This is a genomic window from Pseudomonas sp. MIL19 (assembly GCF_028680365.1).
GTDB lineage: Bacteria > Pseudomonadota > Gammaproteobacteria > Pseudomonadales > Pseudomonadaceae > Aquipseudomonas > Aquipseudomonas spirodelae.
This window is the reverse complement of the sequence record NZ_JAPPVG010000011.1, coordinates 1-20,279: the sequence shown is the minus strand read 5'-3', so window position 1 is coordinate 20,279 and position 20,279 is coordinate 1. Positions and strand designations below refer to the sequence as shown.

Sequence of the window (20,279 nt, the reverse complement as noted above, 5' to 3'; positions counted from 1 at the left end):
GGCGGATTATACGGAGTCGGCGCGCGGGATGGGGCCAGGGTTGAGCTGTAGGAGGGCTGACGCTGTTTATTGATAGTTTACGCCTGCGGCCCGACCTAGGCGGCCCCATCGATCCTACGGCTCGATGGCTGCTGCCGCCCAGAAGGCCGGCAAGAACACCTCGGCCACCAGCACGTTCAGCGCGCCACGGCTAAAGCACGAGCGGCGCGCCCATAGGTTTTCTTCGCGCACCTGCTGCGGCAACCAGGCGGCCGGGTAGTGGCAGGCTTGCAGCGGTCCGCGGGCGAAGGCGCGGTCGCTGAACAGCAACTCGCCGAGGGAGCGGCTGCCAAGCTGGTCGAGGCCCATCCCGGAATCTTCCAGCGCGCGGCGCGCGGCCACGCTGCGGGCAAACACCCACGGCTGTTGGTGGCCGCGCAGAAACACCTCGCGCACCCAGCCTTGGCTGCCTTCTGCAACATTCAAGGCGGCGCATTCATCACTGCGCAGGGTCTGCCAGCCTTCGTTCAGCGGCAAGACGCTGAAGTGTTTGGCCGACAGTTCGACCAGGCGCTGGGTGAGTGAGTCCTGGTTGACGAACAGCCAGCCGTAAACGCCCGCCGCCGGGGTCGGTTGCAATTGGCTGGCGGTGAGCCAGTGCGGCGGAAAAGCGAGAGAGGCATCGGGCACGGTAGGGAAGTCACCACAAATCAAAGCGCGCGAGTGTAGCAAATGCCAGTGATCATCCAGAGGGCCGTCATCAGCGGCTTGGCTTGATGGCGCTGGCGGGGTTGTTGGAGCCGGCTCCTACGCCCAGCCTTCAAGGCGCATGGTCGCTCGAACCAGGCGTTGTTCTTCTTCTTCAATCTCCTTGAGGTTGTCGCGAATGCTGTGAATGTGCTCGCGTGCCGCGCGCTGCGCTTGTTCGGGCAGACGCTCGATCACCGCCTGGTAGAGCCGTGTGTGCTGGCGGTCGATTTGGCGTTTCTGCATGGGCCGGTGGTAGAGGTTGTTAACCGAGGCAAACACCGTGCTGAGCATCAAGTCGGTCAACGATTGCAGCGTGTGCAGCAACACCGGGTTGTGTGACGCCTCGCAAACCGCCAGGTGGAAGGCGTGGTCGAGGCGCGCATGCTCGCGCGGATCGACCGGCACGGCCTGGCTGTGGGCGGCGAGCATTTCTTCATAGCGCCGGGTGAGCAGGACGAAATCCGCCTCGGTGCCGCGCAAGGCGGCCAGTCGCGCCGACTCGGCTTCGAGCAGGGCGCGCACTTCAAGCAGGTCGAAGAGGGTACGCGGCTGTGAGTTGAACAGGTGCATCAGCGGGCTGGCGTCGCGGGGGCCGTTTAGCGTGGCCACCCGCGAGTCGCGGCCCTGCGCGGTCTCGATGATGCCGCGACCGCGCAGCACCTTGAGCCCTTCGCGCAGGGCGGAACGGGAGATCCCCAGTTTCTCGCACAGGCGGCGCTCCGAAGGCAGCGCTTGGCCGACCTTGAGCACGCCATCGACGATCAACCGCTCGATGCGTTCAGCGACCACATCACTGACCTGGCGGCGAATATCAGGTGTCTTTTCGAGCATGCTAAGCGCCTCTAGTAACTGGTAGTACCAGTTGGTTCGGGTCAACCCTGTGCGTCTCAATATAGGTGTAAAGCGCCCTATATGTAAGCCTATTAGGCAGTTTTAGCTCGGCTGCGAACTTAAGAAACTGGTCATACCAGCGTGTTGAACGATAGACGTTGGGCGTGCAGGCCTCTACAACTAGTGCACAACAAGCAGACCGGGTCGCTACCGGTGCTGCGCGCAAACAAAAGACAACGTCACGCGAGAACGCCTGCCATGAGTATTCTGTACGACGAGCGCGTCGATGGGCCGCTGCCCAACGTCGATAAGCCAGCTTTGCTGGCTGCATTGCGTGAGCAGCTCCCCGATATGGAGGTGCTGCACATCGCAGAAGACCTCAAACCCTACGAATGCGATGGCCTTTCGGCCTATACCACCACGCCGATGCTGGTGGTCTTGCCTGAGCGCATTGAGCAGGTCGAGCAGCTGCTCAAACTCTGCTACCAACGCAATGTACCCGTGGTTGCACGCGGTGCGGGCACCGGTCTGTCGGGCGGTGCGTTGCCGCTGTCGCAAGGCATTCTGCTGGTGATGGCGCGCTTCAAGCACATCCTCGAAGTGAATCCCGAGGGGCGTTTTGCCCGTGTCCAGCCTGGTGTGCGCAACCTGGCCATCTCCCAGGCCGCCGCGCCGTATGACCTCTACTACGCACCGGACCCGTCCTCGCAAATCGCCTGCTCGATCGGCGGCAACGTCGCCGAGAACGCGGGGGGTGTGCACTGCCTTAAATACGGCCTGACCGTGCACAACCTGCTCAAGGTGGAGATTCTCACCGTCGAGGGTGAGCGCATGACCCTGGGCAGCGATGCCCTGGATTCACCGGGTTTCGACCTGCTCGCGCTGTTCACCGGCTCCGAAGGCATGCTCGGCATCATCACCGAGGTGACGGTCAAGCTGCTGCCCAAGCCGCAGGTGGCCAAAGTGTTGCTCGCCAGCTTCGACTCGGTGGAGAAAGCCGGTCGCGCGGTGGGTGAAATCATCGCGGCAGGGATCATCCCCGGCGGCCTGGAAATGATGGACAACCTGGCGATTCGCGCCGCTGAAGACTTTATCCACGCCGGCTACCCGGTAGAGGCCGAGGCCATTCTGCTGTGTGAGCTGGATGGCGTGGAAGCCGATGTGCATGACGAGTGCGTGCGCGTTGAAGCTGTGCTGACCCAGGCCGGCGCCACCGAAGTGCGCCTGGCCCGCGACGAGGCGGAGCGCATCCGATTCTGGGCCGGGCGCAAGAACGCCTTCCCCGCGGTGGGACGCCTGTCGCCGGACTACTACTGCATGGATGGCACCATCCCGCGCCGCGAGCTGCCGGGTGTGCTCAAGGGCATCAGCGACCTCTCTGAAGAGTTCGGTCTGCGGGTGGCCAACGTGTTCCATGCCGGTGACGGTAACATGCACCCACTGATCCTGTTTGATGCCAACCAGCCCGGCGAGCTAGAGCGCGCCGAGACCTTGGGCGGCAAGATTCTCGAACTCTGCGTCAAGGTCGGCGGCAGCATCACCGGCGAGCACGGCGTGGGCCGCGAGAAGATCAACCAGATGTGCTCCCAGTTCAACAGTGACGAGCTGACGTTGTTCCACGCGGTGAAAGCGGCCTTTGATCCACGCGGCCTGCTCAACCCCGGTAAGAACATTCCGACCCTGCACCGCTGCGCCGAATTCGGTTCCATGCACGTGCACCACGGCAAGTTGCCTTTCCCTGAACTGGAGCGTTTTTAATGGTTATGCGGCATGACGCAGATGCCAGTGCGGCGCTGCTGGAACAAGTCAATCACAGCCTCAACAGCTCGACTGCACTGCGCATTCAGGGCGGCAACAGCAAGGCGTTTCTCGGCCGTAAGGTTGAGGGCGAAGTGCTCGATACCCGCGTCCACCGTGGCATCGTCAGCTACGACCCGACCGAGCTGGTGATCACCGCGCGCGCCGGCACACCGCTGGCTGAGTTGGAAGCAGCACTCGACGAGGCCGGGCAGATGCTCACCTGTGAGCCTGCGCAATTCGGCGGTGCGGCGACCCTGGGCGGCATGGTTGCCGCCGGCCTGTCGGGGCCACGTCGGCCCTGGTCCGGCGCGGTACGCGACCTGGTGCTGGGTGCGCGCCTGATCACCGGCATGGGCAAACACCTGCGCTTTGGTGGCGAGGTGATGAAGAACGTCGCCGGCTACGACCTGTCGCGCTTGCTCGCCGGCAGCTTCGGCTGCCTGGGGGTGATCACCGAAGTATCGCTCAAGGTGCTGCCCAAGCCGCGCCAGTGCCTCAGCCTGCGCCTGGACATGGACGCCGCCTTGGCCCTGCAAAAACTCGCTGAGTGGGGCCAGCAGCCGATTCCGCTGAGTGCCGCCAGCCACGACGGCCGGGCGCTGCATCTGCGCCTGGAAGGCGGGGAAGGCTCAGTCGCCGCCGCGCGTGAACGCCTGGGTGGTGAGCTGCTCGACAGCGCTTACTGGGCCGGCCTGCGCGAGCAGCGTTTGAGCTTCTTCGCCGATCCACGGCCGCTGTGGCGGTTGTCGGTGCCGAGCAGCACTGGCGTGCTGACGTTGCCTGGCGAGCAGTTGATCGATTGGGGCGGCGCACAGCGCTGGCTGAAATCCGATGCTGATGCGGCGCTGATCCGCCAGACCGTCGCCGCAGTCGGTGGCCATGCCACCTGCTTTACCGCCGGTCACTGCGACAGCCCCTTCCAGCCGCTGGCCGCGCCGTTGCTGCGCTACCACCGCCAGCTGAAAACCCAGCTCGACCCCCAGGGCATTTTCAATCCTGGCCGCATGTATGCCGAGGTATAGCCGTGCAGACTAATCTGAGTGAACACGCCAAAAGTCTGCCGCGCGCCGAGGAAGCCGAACGCATCCTGCGCAGCTGCGTGCATTGTGGTTTCTGCAACGCCACCTGCCCGACTTACCAATTGCTTGGTGATGAGCTGGACGGCCCGCGCGGGCGCATCTACTTGATCAAGCAAGTGCTGGAAGGCAACGAAGTTACCGCCAAGACCCAGCTGCACCTGGACCGCTGCCTGACCTGCCGTAACTGTGAAACCACCTGCCCGTCGGGTGTGCAGTACCACAACCTGCTGGATATCGGCCGCGCCGTGGTGGATGCCGCCGTACCGCGCCCGTTGGCCCAGCGCGCGCTGCGTGAAAGCTTGCGCGCCGTGGTGCCGAACGCGGCTCTGTTCAAGGGGCTGGTGCAGATCGGCCAGGTGTTCCGTCCGATGTTGCCGGCGAGTCTCAAGAGCAAGCTGCCGCGCATCGTAAATGCCGCGAAGCCACGCCCTGCGCCGCGCCATGAGCGCCGTGTGCTGATGCTCGAAGGCTGCGTACAGCCTGGCCTGGCGCCCAACACCAATGCCGCCACGGCGCGGGTGCTGGATCGCTTGGGCATTAGCGTTACGCCGATCAATGAAGCCGGTTGCTGCGGCGCGGTGGACTACCACTTGAATGCCCAAGAGCAGGGGCTGCAACGTGCCCGACAGAACATCGACGCCTGGTGGCCTGCCATCGAGCAGGGCGCCGAGGCCATCGTGCAAACGGCCAGCGGTTGCGGTGCCTTCGTCAAGGATTATGGGCACCTGCTGGCGCAGGATCCGGCCTATGCCGAGAAGGCCCAGCGCGTCAGTGAACTGGCCAAGGACCTGATTGAGGTCTTCAGCGCCGAGCCCCTGGAACAGCTCAATGTGCAGGCTGACAAGCGTTTGGCCTTCCATTGCCCCTGCACGCTGCAGCATGCGCAGAAGCTCGGCGGTGCGGTCGAGGGCGTGCTCGCGCGCCTGGGCTTCAACTTGACGGCCGTGCCCGACAGCCACCTGTGCTGCGGTTCTGCCGGCAGCTACTCGCTGACCCAGCCGGAGCTGTCCAAGCAGCTGCGTGACAACAAATTAAATGCCCTGGAAAGCGGCAAGCCGGAGGTGATCGTCACCGCCAACATCGGCTGCCAAACCCACCTCGACGGCGCCGGTCGCACGCCTGTGCGGCACTGGATCGAACTCGTCGAAGAAGCCCTGAATTAATTGGAGAACAGCATGCTTAGCAAAGCTATATTGAGCCAAACCGAAGTCAGCCGCATGCTCGCTGCTGCCCGCAGCGAGGCCGAGAAGAACCAGTGGGCCGTGACCATCAGCGTGGTCGATGACGGCGGTCACCCGCTGGCCCTGGAGCGCCTCGATGGTTGCGCGCCGATTGGTGCCTACATTGCCAGCGAAAAAGCCCGCAGCGCCGCCCTCGGTCGTCGTGAGACCAAGGGCTTTGAAGACATGGTCAATGGCGGGCGCACGGCTTTTCTGTCCGCACCACTGGTGACCTCGCTGGAAGGCGGCGTGCCGGTGATTGTTGACGGCCAAGTGGTTGGCGCAATCGGTGTGTCTGGGGTCAAGGCTGACCAGGATGCACAAGTGGCCAAAGCCGGCGTTGCCGCACTGAGCTGATTCGCCTCGCGAGGCGGTTCCTCAGTGAGCCGCCAGGCGCCTAGCGCCTCACCTGTACTGATTTTTGGAGAGTGGGAAAATGACCGATCGCGTGAACTGCCAGCGCCTGCAAGTGGCCACCAATCTGCAACGTTTTGTCGACGAGGAAGTGCTGCCGGGCAGCGGTATTGAGCGCGAGGCGTTCTGGGCGGGTTTCGACGCCCTGGTACATGACCTGGCGCCGAAGAACCGTGCACTGCTGGCCGAGCGTGATGCCCTGCAAGTCCAGCTGGACACCTGGCACCGCGAGCATCCAGGGCCGATTAGCGACATGCCGGCGTATCGCACCTTCCTCGAATCCATCGGCTACCTGTTGCCGCAACCCGACAGCGTGCAAGCCAGCACCGCCAACGTCGACAGCGAGATCAGCAGCCAGGCCGGCCCGCAGCTGGTGGTGCCGGTAATGAATGCCCGCTACGCGCTGAACGCCGCCAACGCGCGCTGGGGTTCGCTGTATGACGCCCTGTACGGCACCGATGCGATCAGCGAAGACGGCGGCGCGCAGAAGGGCTCAGGCTACAACCAGGTGCGTGGTGACAAGGTGATTGCCTTTGCCCGTGCCTTCCTCGATCAGGCTGCGCCGTTGGCCAAGGGCTCGCACGTCGACTCGACCGGCTATCAAGTGGTTGCTGGTCAGCTGCACGTCAGCCTGAAAGACGGTAGCCAAACGGGCCTGGCCCAGGCTGCTAAGTTTATCGGCTATCAGGGCGAGGCCAGCGCGCCGACCGCCGTGTTGCTGAAGAACAACGGCCTGCATGTGGAAATCCAGATCGATGCCAGCAGCCAGATTGGCGCCACCGACGCCGCAGGGGTCAAAGACCTGCTGATCGAGTCGGCGCTGTCGACCATTCTCGACTGTGAAGACTCCGTGGCAGCGGTCGACGCCGACGATAAGGTGGTGATTTACCGCAACTGGCTCGGCCTGATGAAGGGCGACCTCAGCGAAGAATTGGAGAAGGGCGGCAAGCGCATCGTCCGTCGCCTCAACCCGGACCGCACCTACACCGCCGCCGATGGTGGCGAGTTGACGCTGCACGGTCGTTCGTTGCTGTTCGTGCGTAACGTCGGCCACCTGATGAGCAACCCGGCGATTCTCGATGGCGAGGGTAACGAGATCCCCGAGGGCATTCTCGATGGCGTGATGACCAGCCTGTGCGCGCTGCATGACCTGCAGCGTAAGGGCAACTCGCGTACCGGCAGCGTCTACATCGTTAAGCCGAAGATGCACGGCCCGGCCGAAGTGGCCTTTGCCGATCAGCTGTTCGGGCGTATTGAAGACCTGCTGCAGCTGCCGCGTCACACCCTGAAAATGGGCATCATGGACGAAGAGCGGCGCACCAGTATCAACCTTAAAGCCTGCATCGGCGCTGCCAGCGCGCGGGTCGCGTTTATCAACACCGGCTTCCTCGACCGTACCGGTGACGAGATGCACACCGCGATGGAAGCGGGCGCCATGTTGCGCAAGGGCGACATGAAAAACAGCGCCTGGATTCAGGCCTATGAGCGCAACAACGTGCTGGTGGGTTTGAGCTGCGGCCTGCGTGGCCGTGCACAGATCGGTAAGGGCATGTGGGCCATGCCGGACCTAATGGCCGCCATGCTGGAGCAGAAGATCGGCCACCCCAAAGCCGGTGCCAACACCGCCTGGGTACCGTCGCCGACAGCCGCCACCCTGCATGCCATGCACTACCACCAGGTGGATGTACAAGCGGTGCAGCGTGAACTGGAAGCCATCGACCTCAACAGCCAGCGTGACAGCCTGCTGAATGATCTACTCAGCGTGCCGGTGGCCGCCGAGCGTAACTGGAGCGCCAGCGAGATTCAGGAAGAGCTGGACAACAACTGCCAGGGCATCCTCGGTTATGTGGTGCGTTGGGTGGAGCAGGGCGTGGGTTGCTCCAAAGTGCCGGATATTCACAACGTGGGCCTGATGGAAGACCGTGCGACGCTGCGCATCTCCAGCCAGCACATTGCCAACTGGTTGCACCATGGGGTTATCGACGAGGCTCAGGTGCGTGAGAGTCTGGCGCGGATGGCCAAGGTGGTCGATCAGCAGAATAGCGGCGATGCGGCTTACCGGCCGATGGCAACCAACTATGCTCAGTCTGCAGCCTTCCAGGCCGCCAGTGATTTGGTATTCAAAGGGCGTGAGCAGCCGAGTGGCTACACCGAACCACTGCTGCATGCGTGGCGTCTGCGTTTCAAGCAATAAGAGGGCTGGCTAGACTCGATTAATAAACCGCCCCGTCAGGCTCAACCTGCCGGGGCGATTGAGCATTGATGCAGGTACGAGTTACTGCGTACCGGCATCAGGGGGGCTGCTTAGGGTTGGCTGAGTGTTGCTCGACCAACTCGGCAGGTCTACGTGCGTGGCGCCGGGTCTTCCCGGGATATTCTGGTTCACAATAAAAAATAGGAACCAACACATGAGTCAAACACTGCTGTCGATACTGGCCTTTGTGCCTTTGGTGCTGGCGGGTGTGCTGCTGATCGGCTTTCGCTGGCCAGCCAAGTACGCCATGCCGGTGGTCTTTCTGCTCACCGCAATCATTGGCCTGACGGCCTGGGATATGTCCTTCAATCGGGTGCTGGCGTCCAGCCTGCAAGGCCTGATTCTCACCGCCGCGATCCTCTGGATCATCTTCGGCGCGATCCTGTTGCTCAACACCCTTAAACATTCCGGTGGCATTGCCGCCATCCGTCGTGGCTTCGCTACCATCACCCCGGACCGTCGGGTCCAGGCGCTGATCGTGGCCTGGTTGTTCGGCTGCTTTATCGAGGGCGCCTCGGGCTTTGGTACGCCGGCTGCCGTTGCGGCGCCACTGTTGGTGGCCTTGGGGTTCCCAGCGCTGGCGGCAGTGGTACTGGGCATGATGGTGCAATCCACGCCGGTGTCTTTCGGCGCGGTGGGTACACCGATCCTGGTCGGCGTTGCCGGCGGTCTGGATCAGGCCGGTATGAGTGCGCAACTGGCCACAGTGGGCAGTAGCTGGGAGGTGTTCTTCCACCTGATCTTCTCGCGCGTGGCGATTACTCACGGTTTGATCGGCATCTTTATGCCACTGATCATGCTGTCGATCATGACGCGCTTCTTCGGCAAGAATCAGTCGTGGAAAGAAGGCTTGGAAATGGCCCCGTTTGCCATTTTCACTGGCTTGGCTTTCGTCATTCCTTACATCGCCGCCGGCGTCTTCCTCGGTCCGGAATTCCCGTCGATGATCGGTGCGATGGTCGGCCTGGCGATTGTCATCCCTGCCGCCAAGGCAGGCTTCCTGCTGCCTAAGACCGCCTGGGACTTTGCGCCGGCCAGCGAGTGGCCAGCCGAGTGGATGGGCAAGATCGAGATGAAGCTCGAAGACATCGCCGGTAAAACGCCGATCTCCGTGCGCATGGCCTGGGCACCTTACGTGCTGCTGGCGATCTTCCTGGTGGCGTCGCGGGTCTTCCCTGAGCTGAAGGCGGCCCTGCTGTCGGTCAGCATCGGCTGGATCGACATCCTCGGTGAGACGGGTATTTCCGGCAAACTTGAGCCGTTGTACCTGCCGGGCGGCATCCTGTGCATGGTGGTGCTGGTGACCGCACTGCTGCACCGCATGCGTCTGTCCGAGCTGGGTGCTGCGATCAATGAGTCGAGCCGTACCTTGCTGGGCGCGGGCTTCGTGCTGATCTTCACCATTCCGATGGTGCGGATTCTGATCAACTCCGGCGTCAACGGTGCGGACCTGGTGTCCATGCCAGTGGCTATGGCGCAGCTGGTGGCAGACAGCGTGGGCGGGGTTTATCCGTTCTTCGCGCCGGCTGTGGGTGCCTTGGGTGCCTTTATCGCCGGCTCCAACACCGTGTCCAACCTGATGCTGTCGCAGTTCCAGTTCAACGCGGCAGGCTTGCTTGGGGTTTCGGGCGCGATGATGGTGGCCGCGCAGTCGGTGGGTGCGGCGGCAGGTAACATGATTGCCATTCACAACGTGGTAGCGGCTTCGGCCACTGTGGGTCTGCTGGGTCGCGAAGGGATCACCCTGCGCAAAACCATTCTGCCGACCCTCTACTACCTCGTAGCGGCTGGTAGCATCACCATGATTGCCATGTACGGCATGGGGATTGGTGATCCGCTGATGCACGCGGCGGGTTAATACCCCATGTTCTGCCCGTCATGTGGCGGGCAGACGCTTATTTTGATTGGCCGCCCACGAGGCGGCCTTTCTCGTCCTGCGGCTTGGCGCACCTGCGTATATACGGTAGTTTCCGCAGCGCGATAGCCGTGTGATCTCCTGAGGTAGTTATGAAGAAGTGGCAATGTGTGGTCTGTGGACTGATTTACGACGAGAGCCAGGGTTGGCCGGATGACGGCATCGCCGCCGGTACGTTGTGGCAGGATGTCCCCGAAGACTGGCTGTGCCCTGACTGCGGCGTCGGTAAGCTGGATTTTGAAATGATCGAAATCGGCTAAGAGCCCTCTCCGATCTGATGCGCGTCGGCGCTGCAGCGTTAGGAATGGCCTCGCGCGGGTTCGCGAAATCTGAAGCAGGTTCTAAGTTAAGGCTGCGCGTCGGCGACCTAAGGGTCGCCGTTTTGTTTAGTGAGTGCCCATACTGATTACCCCGAACGAGCTGGATGAGCGGCGAGGTGGTTATGCGTAAGTGGCAGTGTGTGGTGTGCGGTTTTATCTATGACGAAGCCCTCGGTTTACCCGCAGAAGGCATCGCCCCTGGCACCGCCTGGGAAGATATTCCCGCCGATTGGCTGTGCCCCGATTGCGGCGTCGGCAAGCAGGATTTCGAGATGATCGAAATCGCCTGATAGCCCGTGCATGATCCGCGGCGCGTCAGCCCGCGGCCTTAACAACGAACTTGCAGGACTCTCGCTCGCCAGATCATGAGCAGAGTTTGATCGGCACGTCCGAAAATCAATTATGGCCGCCGCCCTGCGCCGGCCCGTGTGAGGAATGCAACATGAGCGCACCTGTCGTCATCGTCGGTACCGGCCTGGCCGGCTACAACCTGGCCCGTGAATTTCGCAAGCTGGACAGCGAAACCCCGCTGCTGCTGATCACTGCCGATGATGGCCGCTCGTATTCCAAACCGATGCTGTCCACCGGCTTTGCCAAAAACAAGGACGCCGATGGCCTGAGCATGGCTGAGCCGGGCGCCATGGCCGAGCAGCTCAAGGCGGAAGTGCGCACCCACACCCGCATCAGCGGGATCGACCCCGGCCACCAGCAGCTGTGGATTGGTGAAGAGGCCGTACCGTACCGCGACCTGGTGCTGGCCTTGGGCGCCGAGGTGATTCGCGTGCCGGTGCCCGGTGATGCTGATGACTCGATCTTCTCGATCAATGACTTGGAAGATTACGCGCGCTTTCGCACGGCTGCGGCCGGCAAGCAACGGGTGCTGCTGCTGGGTGCCGGGCTGATCGGCTGCGAGTTTGCCAATGACCTGATCCTAGGCGGCTATCAGGTTGAGCTGGTGGCGCCCTGCGAGCAGGTCATGCCCGGTTTGCTGCATCCGGCTGCTGCCGCCGCCGTGCAAGCCGGGTTGGAGGGATTGGGCGCGCGCTTTCACCTTGGCCCCGTGCTGGCCAGCCTGAATCACCAGGGCGATGGGCTGGCAGCGCAGCTGTCCGATGGCACGCTGATCAACTGTGATCTGGTGTTGTCGGCGGTGGGCTTACGACCACGCATCAACCTGGCGGCAGCTGCCGGGCTGGCAACCAATCGCGGCGTGGTAGTCGATCGCCAATTGCGCACCTCCCACGCCAATATCTATGCCTTGGGCGACTGCGCCGAGGTGGATGGGATCAACCTGCTCTACGTCATGCCGCTGATGGTCAGCGCCCGTGCGTTGGCCCAAACCTTGGCCGGTAACCCCAGCGCAGTGAGCTATGGCCCTATGCCGGTAACGGTTAAAACCCCGGTTTGCCCATTGGTCGTGTCGCCGCCACCGCACGGCCTGCAAGGCGAGTGGAGCGTTGAAGGCAGTGGCGCGGACATCAAAGCGCTGTGCCATGACAGCAGCGGCGCACTGCTGGGTTACGCGCTCACCGGTGCGGCCGTTCAGGACAAATTGGCCTTGAATAAGCGCCTGCCGGCGCTATTGGCATAAACGGCGGCTGTTCTGTCGGGTATGCCATAAAGTTGCGCGGCTTAACTGTCTGACAAGACTGGCGCAGGGCCCAATGCCATGCCATTCTCCCTCAGTCTGCCGCAGCCTAGAGCTGTTGCGGCGCCTTGGTATCTGCTCGCGCAGAGCAGCCCGGACACAACAACAAAAAACCGTAAAGAGGCATTTATGCGTAAACCGGAACTCGCCGCCGCCATCGCCGATAAGGCGGATCTGACTAAAGATCAGGCAAACCGTGTACTTAACGCGGTACTCGAAGAAATCACCAACGCCCTGAACCGTAAGGACAGCGTTACTCTGGTGGGCTTCGGTACATTCGTGCAACGCCACCGCGGTGCTCGCACCGGTAAAAACCCTCAAACGGGTGAACCGGTCCAAATCAAGGCCAGCAACACCGTCGCTTTCAAACCGGGTAAGTCCCTGAAAGATGCTGTAAATTAAACAGAGAGTGTTTCATTTTCTGTGGATAAGTTCTGCAAAGCCCCGAGAATCGGGGCTTTGCACTATCTGGGGTAAGTGAAAATATCGAAACAGTGTTTCATTAAGTATTTAAAAGAAAAAGTGACCGCATTGAAGCAGTAGCGTTTCATTATTGACGCCCATTTAGCCTGTCTATAGGCTTCCGTGCTCGTGAAAAAAGCGCGGTGTTTCATTTGAAGAATTCAGTCTTTTCGCTCACTACCGTCGTCTTCGATAAATTGGGCGGTATAAAACTAAAGTTAGTAACTGAAAGTAGCCAGGTTGATATATTTGCCGGCGCGTATGCTTTGCAACGATTCGACAATGGCTCGAAGCCAAATACCATACGAGTTGATCAGAGTTCAATTCTGATCCTATATCGGTTCTGTGAAATTCAAAAAGTAGATTTGATCGAGCGCATCGCAAATCTTAATCCGCTTACTATCGGTGAAATTGAATCTTTCTCATCGTATTGCGGCTTTGCTCAACAGAGCGGCGAGCAGGTTAATCCGAATTGGTATGGTGCCCGCATGCGAGGCGCTAAAAAATTTATAGATTACCTATGGCTGTTCTATGAGGGGCGGTGCGCTCGAAACTTGGAGCAACTTAAAATTGCTAAGCGTTCGTATGAGAGGATGACTGCCGGCTTCAAGTTGTATATGAAAGCTCCTTACAGGGGCGATAAAAAAGACAGGATCGGCCTTACTCCTGCACTTCAGGCTAAGTTCATTGCTATTATTGACCCTGATGAGAGCAATAATTTAAATCCTTGGAAGATTTATAAGGTGCGATGGAGAAATTATATTCTCCTGCTTCTATTGATGTTGGGCGGAAATCGTAAAGGTGAGACGTTACTGTTGAAGCTGAATAATTTCCAGCTTACAGGAATGCGAAAGTATTACGACATCGTCAAGAACAAAGATGTGATTGATTATCCTCGCGCTGAGTCCCCCTCAGTTAAAACACTCGGTCGGCAGGTGGTGTTGCATGATCAACTGGCCGCATTAGTTGAACACTACATTGTGAATGTCAGAAAAGAATTCATCGGCTGGCAGTCAACAAGCTATGTCTTCCTGTCTTACCGGGATGGGCGTCCTCTTTCAGTGCAGACTCCTAATTCAATCCTGAATGAACTTATAAAACAATATCCAGAGTTTGTGGGTCTTCTCAGCCCCCATCGCCTTCGCAATACGTTTCATGATCTTTTGAATCAGGCACTGGATAGAAAGTTTAAGGGTGAAAGTGGTTTAAGTCGTAAGATTTTGAAAGCACCTATTCAGGAAGCGGCAGGCGGTTGGGCTAAGAATAGTAATATGCCTGAGCATTATGCTAAAGGATCGATACAAGCCAAAGTAGCCGAGTTACAAGCCCTACTCCAGCAAGAAGCCCTTAAGCCACAACTGGTTGATTAAATGAAAGAACTCCAGAGTCAGAGGGTGTTGTCCGGCAACGATGAACTTTCAGATTTTTTGCCGGGAGGCACTTTTGTAAAAAGTCGATTGGGCTATGACATCGAATTATTTGATGAGTATGGTGGCTTTCGATCTGCAATAAAATTGCCGGATGATACGGGTGAGTTTGTTTATCTTACATCACATTATCTTAATCTGTTGGATTTTGAGTTAAGAGAGATTGCGAGGAGTTATCTAAGATATATCTTGGAGAGATATCACGCTTCAACTGTTAGAATTAAATATAAATTTCTTGATTTGTTTGCCCGTGAGATGTCCAAAGGAGTTCATATCAATGACTTCTTGGAAAGTCTTTCTGTGCTTGAAAATAAAGAAAAGGCAGCATATATCTCTGCTTGTAAGGAATTTTTGAAGTTTCTATTGCTTTGCGGCTATGAAGATCTTTCACTTGAAGTGTATGAGGATTTCCATAAACTTCGAAATTATTCAGGTAAAGAAAATGCCTATTTAGCTCTATTTGTAATGGATGATGCCAGAGGGCCATTTACTAGAGAGGAAGTTTCCGTACTGTCAGGTCAGGTTAATAACCAGGCACTTCCGTTGGAATTTCGCTTGGTGTTAGATCTGTGTTTGTGTTTTGGGTTGAGACCAATACAAATTTCTTTATTGAAAAGAAAAGATTTTATTAAAGATAGTAGGAGCGGATTGTATTATCTTAACGTGCCGCGCGTGAAGCAAGATTCGCGCAATCGGCGAGTTCAATTCAGCTCTCGAATACTCACGGAAAGAACTGCAAGTCTTATTCAGTCTTACATAGATTCTGCAAAAAATCCCGATGGTATTGATCCTGCAGAGCTACCACTTTTTATTAACTCAAAATCGATAAATTTAGAACGAGACGGAAATACCTTAGGAAGTCACTACTGGGAAGATGCAGAGCGGTTGTCAAGTGACTATTTCTCAGATGAGTCAAAGCGGGCCATACTCTACCAAAAGTCGAGTGGCAAAATTAATTATATCCTTTGGGGAAATGAACATAGGCTGCCATTTTCCCCTCGTACCGGAAAGAAATTCAGTTTGTGTGCATATAGATTTCGTTACACGGTTGGCACGCAAGCAGTAATGTCCGGTTGTTCGCCAGAAGAGCTTGCCGATTTACTCGATCACAATGATACGAATAGCATTAAACACTACTTCAGATTCACTCATGAAATGTGGGAGATTCTAGAAAATGCTACGTTGAGTCGCATTGAACAGAAGCAATTCACAGCTGCTTGGATGAGAGAAGGTGACCTTGTAAATAATATATATAGTCACGTATGTGAACCAAGAAATTTCAATGTCATAGGAAAGTGTGCGTCTCAATCTATATGCTTCGAGGAGCCGGCGGTATCTTGCTATTCGTGTGACAGATTTTGTCCTAATAAAGATGTTGTAGCACATGAAAGTGCTTTGGAGGGTTTGGTAGAGCGAAAAGATCGCTTGCTAACCGTCAGCACCGCTAATGTAGTTTCAGTTATAGACCAGGCCATAGCTGGTTGCCGTGCTGCAATCGCCTACTCTGAAGGGCAGGACGTGGTTCTAATTAATGTGAAGGAAGTCTGAGTGCAAAATATAATGGCACAGGATATTTTGCATGAGGAGCTTCGGATTAAGCTAAACCGCCTTGCCAGCAAAGCCGAGGAGAGATTCTCAAAACTCAGTTGTTTCAATGGGTCAAAGTGGGAGGATCTCTCCTGGTTATATAACGGAAGGCATAATGTTTATTTGCTGGCTCGCGGAGAAACTAATGCAGAGTTAATGCTACTTAATAAGGTCTTCTTGGTAAGTTATCTCTGGGACAGAAGGGCGGACCACAAGGTGGTATCAGCTGGTCGCGTTATGGACTTATCGGCTGCGGTAAAGTATATGGCTGCTCAGGGTGTTGTTAACCTTAGAGGGCTTGATCAATCTTCCTACATGACAACGTTTAAATATATTCAAACACGCTATAAATCACCTGCTAGTGCATGTAGATCGCTAAATTATTTTATCAGATTCATCTTTAATTCTTCCTTGACCGTTAGCAATTTTGACCTCATCGGTACGCAGGATCTTCAAGAGAAAGATAAGTATGGCCGTGTTGCCCTTGGAGATAAACTGCCGCTTCCAGAATTGGTCAAAGCAATCATAGCGTTGAAGTGGGCAGTGCAAGACCAGTGGGATGGCAGCTTTCGTGCTCAGATGGATATGTTGTCGGTTCTGACTCAGGCATTTCAATATGGATTAGGCCTAAGAATCGGGGAGGTTCTGCGGTTACCTAAGAACTGCTTAGTTACAATAAACAGTGAGTTATATTGTCGAGTATGGACAGAAAAAGGTGCGGAGCCAATCGCCAGGTATGTCCCTACTATCTGGAGAGCCGCCCTCTGTGAAGCGGTTCTCCGAATTGATGCCATCTGCGAACCCTACAGAAAAAGGGCTTTGAGCATTGAAGATGGTTCCTATGCCGAGACTCTCGATTATCGCTTTCAGGGAAGAACAGAAGCAATTGATCGGCATATTGAGTCTACCCTAAACTGTCTATCTAAGAAAATAGAGTCTAATGTTTCAGCGTCTGAAAGACAGTTGCGCCTCCTGAAGTATCTGCCGGATGAAGAACTTGTTGAGCTCAAGAATTTGCGTGAGTACTTACCATTTGCCTCGAATTCGCACGACTCTACTTCACTCCTTAAATTCTACAAAAAAAACGGATTTAAGATAACTTCAAAATCACTCGGAAAGGTAAAGTGCGTTTATTATGTACGAGGATCTGATGTTAAGCAGCGACTTGCTCAATTGATAGAGTTTCGCCGCAATATTGTTTTATATTCTGAGTTTTTTGAGGTGCTCCATAAACGACCACCTGCAGGAAGTCGGTCTAAGGATGTACACGCTCTAAAAGATAGGTTGCAGTCGCAAAGCCTGGCTTCTTTGGAAGCCTTTGTCTTGACGGGGGAGTCGTGTCTTTATGGTGCGAGGATAGTATATCTTAGTCGTGACGATGCAGTTGCCGCAATAAGAAATATTGTCAGTGGTGGGTATGATTATCGCGCTTACATTCCGATATTAGATGCTGAGGAACTTTATCCAGAGCTGTTCAACCAGAAGACCATGACCTACATTGCTAATGCAAATGCGGCTGGGTTCTACTCGTTTCTTAGAGTCTCGGAAGAACGAATCAATTTTTATAGGCCAGTCGCGAAAAGCAATAGAGTTAAGCATTCTGCCGTATCTGGGTTCTTGGTTGAACAGGCCAGCATTAAAAGTGCCGTTGTAGATGCTTTTGTATCAGTTAATACAAAAGTTAAGTCAGAACTAATCCAGGGAATTAAAGAGGAACTTCTAGCGGATGGAGTAGAGATTGGTTCGGCTACATTTGGGATAAATCAAAAAGTCTCTGATTATTTATTTGTTGTCCCAAGCAATCTTGGCGGTGTGTATAACGAACACATTCCATCTATCCTTGGCTATTTTTCTGTTCTATATGCGATAAAACCAGCTAAGCAGGGGCAGTCAGCGTTTGTCCGTTACGGTGTTGTAGCCAATGAAGAGATTGTAAGTACGTTTCAGACCCACAAGGGACGACATTGGCAAACTAATTCACTTTTTCGGGCGGGCTTGGCTGCAAGTATTGTGAATAAGTGGATGGGAAGATCTGATAGTCAAGGTGATCATTACGATCATCAGACTGCTAAAGAACGTGCTGAGAAAGTCGGTGAGCTTATGCTCTCTGAGCAGTCCCGCTTTATTGGTGATCTGGCGAATAAGGTCAAGGCTTGGACTGACAATGATATTCCGACCCAGAATGTGCAGACCTTTTTGACTGATATGCTGCAAACCGTACATTACGGTCCGCTTGGGCATTGTTTTCGTGATATTAATTTGAAGCCCTGCGAATTTCATCTGAAGTGTCTGACCGGCAATTCAGGAAAAGGCTGTAGAGAGTTCGTTGTAGATCTTTTAGATCCAGTTCAAATAAAGCAAGTCGAGTCAGAGCGTAATAGATCAGAAATTGAGTTGGCGCGGCTTTTTGAAGCCTTGAATAGACCCGGTATCCCGGTAGAGTCTGTTGAAATGCATATCGAACATCAAATGGCGATTTTTAGAAATGCTTCTTATATTTTAGATAATTCTGAGGTGGTGCTTAACGAAATTCAAGTTGAAAAGAGTAAGGACTATCAGCCATTTAGGACCAATGGCTCTGTTCCAAGCGACTGTGTATTCCAATGTGGAGTAGCTTGATTGTGACTACGTCTACTGAGCAATGGGGTAAAGCTTTTTCGGTATTGCAACAATTTGAAAGACAGCTGATAGATCCTTCAAACTTTGGGTGGAAGTATATTACCGATAAGTCTGGTGTATCTAAGCCGACCCTTTGGCGAAACAAGGAATTTGAAAAAGAGTTTCAACGTATTAAGGAAGTTGTCAAAAGTTATGCTCGTGGTGAGAAACAGTTCGATCAAGAGGTTTCACTGAAAGCGGCCAGAGATCGTGATCGAGATCACCAGATCGAGGTGCTCAAGGCACAGGTCCAGGAGTTGACGAAGCAATTAAATAGGGAGCGCGAAAGACTCATATACGCCTCTATGATTGCTCGCCGTAAGAATATCGATCCTGCGGAATTCTTAGATGAGAGCCCAGTGTTTCGTAAGCCTGCCAAAGGCGGCTCGGTGGTCAAGCTGCCATCAAAGGGGCACTAGCCAAGTCGGGTGCCATCATCTGGCTTTGTACTGGCATTTAAGGCCAAATAGCTCTTGCTGTACTTTTGCTCCGCGGCCAGCCCCTCAATGCCACCCTGTCCTCGAAACCGATGGGGTTGAGCTTCTCATCTCGGTCGATGCGGCGCATAACTAACTACTTGGCGTTGGCGGAGAGATAGAGTTCCGGCACCGCAATTCCCGCCGCCCTTGCCGCGGACATACAACGGTACTCGTTTACCGCCAACCTCGATAACTCCTCCTGGCCGCCCTTGATGATCAGGCCAGAGGTTTTCGAGGCGAGACCTGGCACATAGCAGGCTGCCAACCACATAAGTAACCCGAAAATACTGGCCACAATCGGCGGAGGTATCCTGTTTTCCAGTGTTCGCATAAAAGTGCTCGATAACGCAGCCACAGCGTTTGCGCCAGTCGCTATGTTTAGCGTACTTTTTGCAGTTCGCTCTGCACTAGTTCTAGCAGCGGCTCCGGGCCGAACTTCGTCAGCAGCGTGCCGTTGACGAAGAAAGTTGGCGTGCCTTGAATCCCCACTTTCTTAACGTCCGCTGCGTCTTTAGCCAGGATGTCGTCGATAGCCGGCGAGTTCATCGTGGCGCGGGCCTTCTCGACATCCAGGCCAACTGCTGCTGCGGCTTCCCAGGCCTTCTGCGCTTTCGCGTCGTCATGCCACAGCGGCTGGGCCTCCAGCACGGCTGCTAGCACAGGCTCGTAAAGCCCCTGCATTCGCGCCGTCTCCAGCAGGCGCACGGCCTCTTCTGAACCTTTGTGGAACAACACATAGCGCACGACCAGACGCACGTCCTGTGGGTACTGCGCCATGATTTGCTTTACGTAGGGGAAGAACGCCCGGCAGCTTTCGCACGATGGGTCGAAGAACTCGACGATGGTGACCGGCGCCTTGATTGGCCCAAGGGTTGGCGAGTGGAAACGTACCAACGAACTGCTCGCCTGGGTGACTGCTTGAGTCTCCTGAGGTGCTGAAAAACGCTGATAGAGCACTGCCGCAGCGATAAAGCCGGCAATGGTTACAGCGCTGATGGTCAGTACGATGGCACGTCTATTCATACAAGGGTTCTCCGGCGAATCAGGGCAAGAAGCAAGACGATGGCGGTGAAAGCCGCCAGGGAAAGCAGCGGCAGCGGCACGCTACCAAAGATCAGCATATCGGCCCCGGAACAGGAGGTTCCGGCGCTACACGGCTTGAGGTTTTCTGGAAGTATGCCCATGAACAGCAGGGAGTGATACAGGGCGATTGCCCAACCGATAACGGCCAGGGGCAAGGCGTAAAGCCAAACGGCGAAGTCCGCGCGATAACAGGCGACCGTCAGCATTACCCCCAAAGGAAACATGAAGATGCGCTGGAACCAGCACAGCACGCATGGGGTTTTGCCCATGACTTCACCGATAAACAAGGCGGCTAGGGATGGTCTGAAGTAGTCATGTATTTCTGGCTAACTTCAGCCTCCGCCGATTTTGAAAGCGGCAAATCGATCAAAAG

General features: G+C 56.0%; 18 protein-coding genes and 1 pseudogene. 14 read left to right on the top strand and 5 right to left on the bottom strand.

Going from position 1 to position 20,279, the window contains the following annotated elements; all coding sequences use genetic code 11:
* Positions 1–114: 114 nt before the first annotated feature.
* Together N1078_RS09995 and glcC are read right to left on the bottom strand one after the other, a co-directional pair.
* Positions 115–669, bottom strand: coding sequence for a chorismate--pyruvate lyase family protein (locus tag N1078_RS09995; protein WP_274088022.1), 555 nt, complete (start codon positions 667–669; stop codon positions 115–117).
* Positions 670–786: 117 nt separating this feature from the next.
* Positions 787–1,560: a transcriptional regulator GlcC gene (gene glcC, locus N1078_RS09990; protein WP_274088021.1), complete on the bottom strand. Its 774-nt coding sequence runs from the start codon at positions 1,558–1,560 to the stop codon at positions 787–789.
* Positions 1,561–1,818: 258 nt separating this feature from the next.
* On the opposite strand from glcC, the gene glcD reads away from it, so the two are divergent.
* The 14 genes from glcD (at position 1,819) to N1078_RS09920 (ending at position 18,763) form a co-directional block, all read left to right on the top strand.
* Positions 1,819–3,318, top strand: coding sequence for a glycolate oxidase subunit GlcD (gene glcD / locus N1078_RS09985; RefSeq protein ID WP_274088020.1), 1,500 nt, complete (start codon positions 1,819–1,821; stop codon positions 3,316–3,318).
* A 5-nt stretch (positions 3,319–3,323) separates the two neighbouring features.
* Positions 3,324–4,382, top strand: a complete 1,059-nt coding sequence (gene glcE, locus N1078_RS09980) for a glycolate oxidase subunit GlcE (RefSeq protein ID WP_274088102.1) — start codon at positions 3,324–3,326, stop codon at positions 4,380–4,382.
* Between the two features lie 2 nt (positions 4,383–4,384).
* Complete coding sequence (gene glcF, locus N1078_RS09975; protein WP_274088019.1) at positions 4,385–5,602, top strand: glycolate oxidase subunit GlcF; 1,218 nt, start codon at positions 4,385–4,387, stop codon at positions 5,600–5,602.
* Between the two features lie 12 nt (positions 5,603–5,614).
* Positions 5,615–6,016, top strand: coding sequence for a heme-binding protein (locus tag N1078_RS09970; protein WP_274088018.1), 402 nt, complete (start codon positions 5,615–5,617; stop codon positions 6,014–6,016).
* Positions 6,017–6,095: 79 nt separating this feature from the next.
* Complete coding sequence (locus N1078_RS09965; protein WP_274088017.1) at positions 6,096–8,267, top strand: malate synthase G; 2,172 nt, start codon at positions 6,096–6,098, stop codon at positions 8,265–8,267.
* 214 nt (positions 8,268–8,481) lie between these two features.
* A complete protein-coding gene (locus N1078_RS09960; RefSeq protein WP_274088016.1) occupies positions 8,482–10,185 on the top strand; it encodes an L-lactate permease in 1,704 nt (567 codons plus the stop codon).
* Positions 10,186–10,334: 149 nt separating this feature from the next.
* Complete coding sequence (locus N1078_RS09955) at positions 10,335–10,502, top strand: rubredoxin (RefSeq protein ID WP_090250760.1); 168 nt, start codon at positions 10,335–10,337, stop codon at positions 10,500–10,502.
* A gap of 182 nt (positions 10,503–10,684) precedes the next feature.
* The gene (locus tag N1078_RS09950; protein ID WP_274088015.1) at positions 10,685–10,852 is read left to right on the top strand and encodes a rubredoxin; all 168 of its coding nucleotides are present in this window, start codon (positions 10,685–10,687) and stop codon (positions 10,850–10,852) included.
* Between the two features lie 152 nt (positions 10,853–11,004).
* Positions 11,005–12,153: an NAD(P)/FAD-dependent oxidoreductase gene (locus tag N1078_RS09945; protein ID WP_274088014.1), complete on the top strand. Its 1,149-nt coding sequence runs from the start codon at positions 11,005–11,007 to the stop codon at positions 12,151–12,153.
* Positions 12,154–12,339: 186 nt separating this feature from the next.
* A complete protein-coding gene (locus N1078_RS09940) occupies positions 12,340–12,612 on the top strand; it encodes an HU family DNA-binding protein (RefSeq protein WP_136663630.1) in 273 nt (90 codons plus the stop codon).
* A 212-nt stretch (positions 12,613–12,824) separates the two neighbouring features.
* The gene (locus N1078_RS09935) at positions 12,825–14,042 is read left to right on the top strand and encodes a tyrosine-type recombinase/integrase (protein ID WP_143003809.1); all 1,218 of its coding nucleotides are present in this window, start codon (positions 12,825–12,827) and stop codon (positions 14,040–14,042) included.
* Complete coding sequence (locus tag N1078_RS09930; RefSeq protein ID WP_167143979.1) at positions 14,043–15,647, top strand: site-specific integrase; 1,605 nt, start codon at positions 14,043–14,045, stop codon at positions 15,645–15,647.
* Positions 15,648–18,305, top strand: coding sequence for a hypothetical protein (locus tag N1078_RS09925; protein ID WP_167143976.1), 2,658 nt, complete (start codon positions 15,648–15,650; stop codon positions 18,303–18,305).
* A 2-nt stretch (positions 18,306–18,307) separates the two neighbouring features.
* Positions 18,308–18,763, top strand: coding sequence for a hypothetical protein (locus N1078_RS09920; protein WP_167143973.1), 456 nt, complete (start codon positions 18,308–18,310; stop codon positions 18,761–18,763).
* A gap of 38 nt (positions 18,764–18,801) precedes the next feature.
* Here the strand turns inward: N1078_RS09920 and N1078_RS09915 are convergent.
* The 3 genes and pseudogenes from N1078_RS09915 to N1078_RS09905 form a co-directional block, all read right to left on the bottom strand.
* Positions 18,802–19,058: pseudogene (locus N1078_RS09915) on the bottom strand (HipA domain-containing protein); the annotation flags it as partial.
* A 143-nt stretch (positions 19,059–19,201) separates the two neighbouring features.
* On the bottom strand, positions 19,202–19,846 hold the full coding sequence (locus N1078_RS09910; protein WP_167143970.1) for a DsbA family protein: 645 nt from the start codon (positions 19,844–19,846) through the stop codon (positions 19,202–19,204).
* The gene (locus tag N1078_RS09905; protein ID WP_274088101.1) at positions 19,843–20,226 is read right to left on the bottom strand and encodes a disulfide bond formation protein B; all 384 of its coding nucleotides are present in this window, start codon (positions 20,224–20,226) and stop codon (positions 19,843–19,845) included. Before N1078_RS09905 ends, N1078_RS09910 begins: the two co-directional genes overlap by 4 nt.
* Positions 20,227–20,279 lie beyond the last annotated feature (53 nt).

Bases quoted from the DNA above. Each gene is read 5' to 3' on its own strand.
- glcC (WP_274088021.1), bottom strand. From the start codon at position 1,560: ATGCTCGAAAAGACACCTGATATTCGCCGCCAGGTCAGTGATGTGGTC.
- glcD (WP_274088020.1), top strand. From the start codon at position 1,819: ATGAGTATTCTGTACGACGAGCGCGTCGATGGGCCGCTGCCCAACGTC.
- glcE (WP_274088102.1), top strand. From the start codon at position 3,324: ATGCGGCATGACGCAGATGCCAGTGCGGCGCTGCTGGAACAAGTCAAT.
- N1078_RS09970 (WP_274088018.1), top strand. From the start codon at position 5,615: ATGCTTAGCAAAGCTATATTGAGCCAAACCGAAGTCAGCCGCATGCTC.
- N1078_RS09965 (WP_274088017.1), top strand. From the start codon at position 6,096: ATGACCGATCGCGTGAACTGCCAGCGCCTGCAAGTGGCCACCAATCTG.
- N1078_RS09960 (WP_274088016.1), top strand. From the start codon at position 8,482: ATGAGTCAAACACTGCTGTCGATACTGGCCTTTGTGCCTTTGGTGCTG.
- N1078_RS09955 (WP_090250760.1), top strand. From the start codon at position 10,335: ATGAAGAAGTGGCAATGTGTGGTCTGTGGACTGATTTACGACGAGAGC.
- N1078_RS09950 (WP_274088015.1), top strand. From the start codon at position 10,685: ATGCGTAAGTGGCAGTGTGTGGTGTGCGGTTTTATCTATGACGAAGCC.
- N1078_RS09945 (WP_274088014.1), top strand. From the start codon at position 11,005: ATGAGCGCACCTGTCGTCATCGTCGGTACCGGCCTGGCCGGCTACAAC.
- N1078_RS09940 (WP_136663630.1), top strand. From the start codon at position 12,340: ATGCGTAAACCGGAACTCGCCGCCGCCATCGCCGATAAGGCGGATCTG.
- N1078_RS09930 (WP_167143979.1), top strand. From the start codon at position 14,043: ATGAAAGAACTCCAGAGTCAGAGGGTGTTGTCCGGCAACGATGAACTT.
- N1078_RS09910 (WP_167143970.1), bottom strand. From the start codon at position 19,846: ATGAATAGACGTGCCATCGTACTGACCATCAGCGCTGTAACCATTGCC.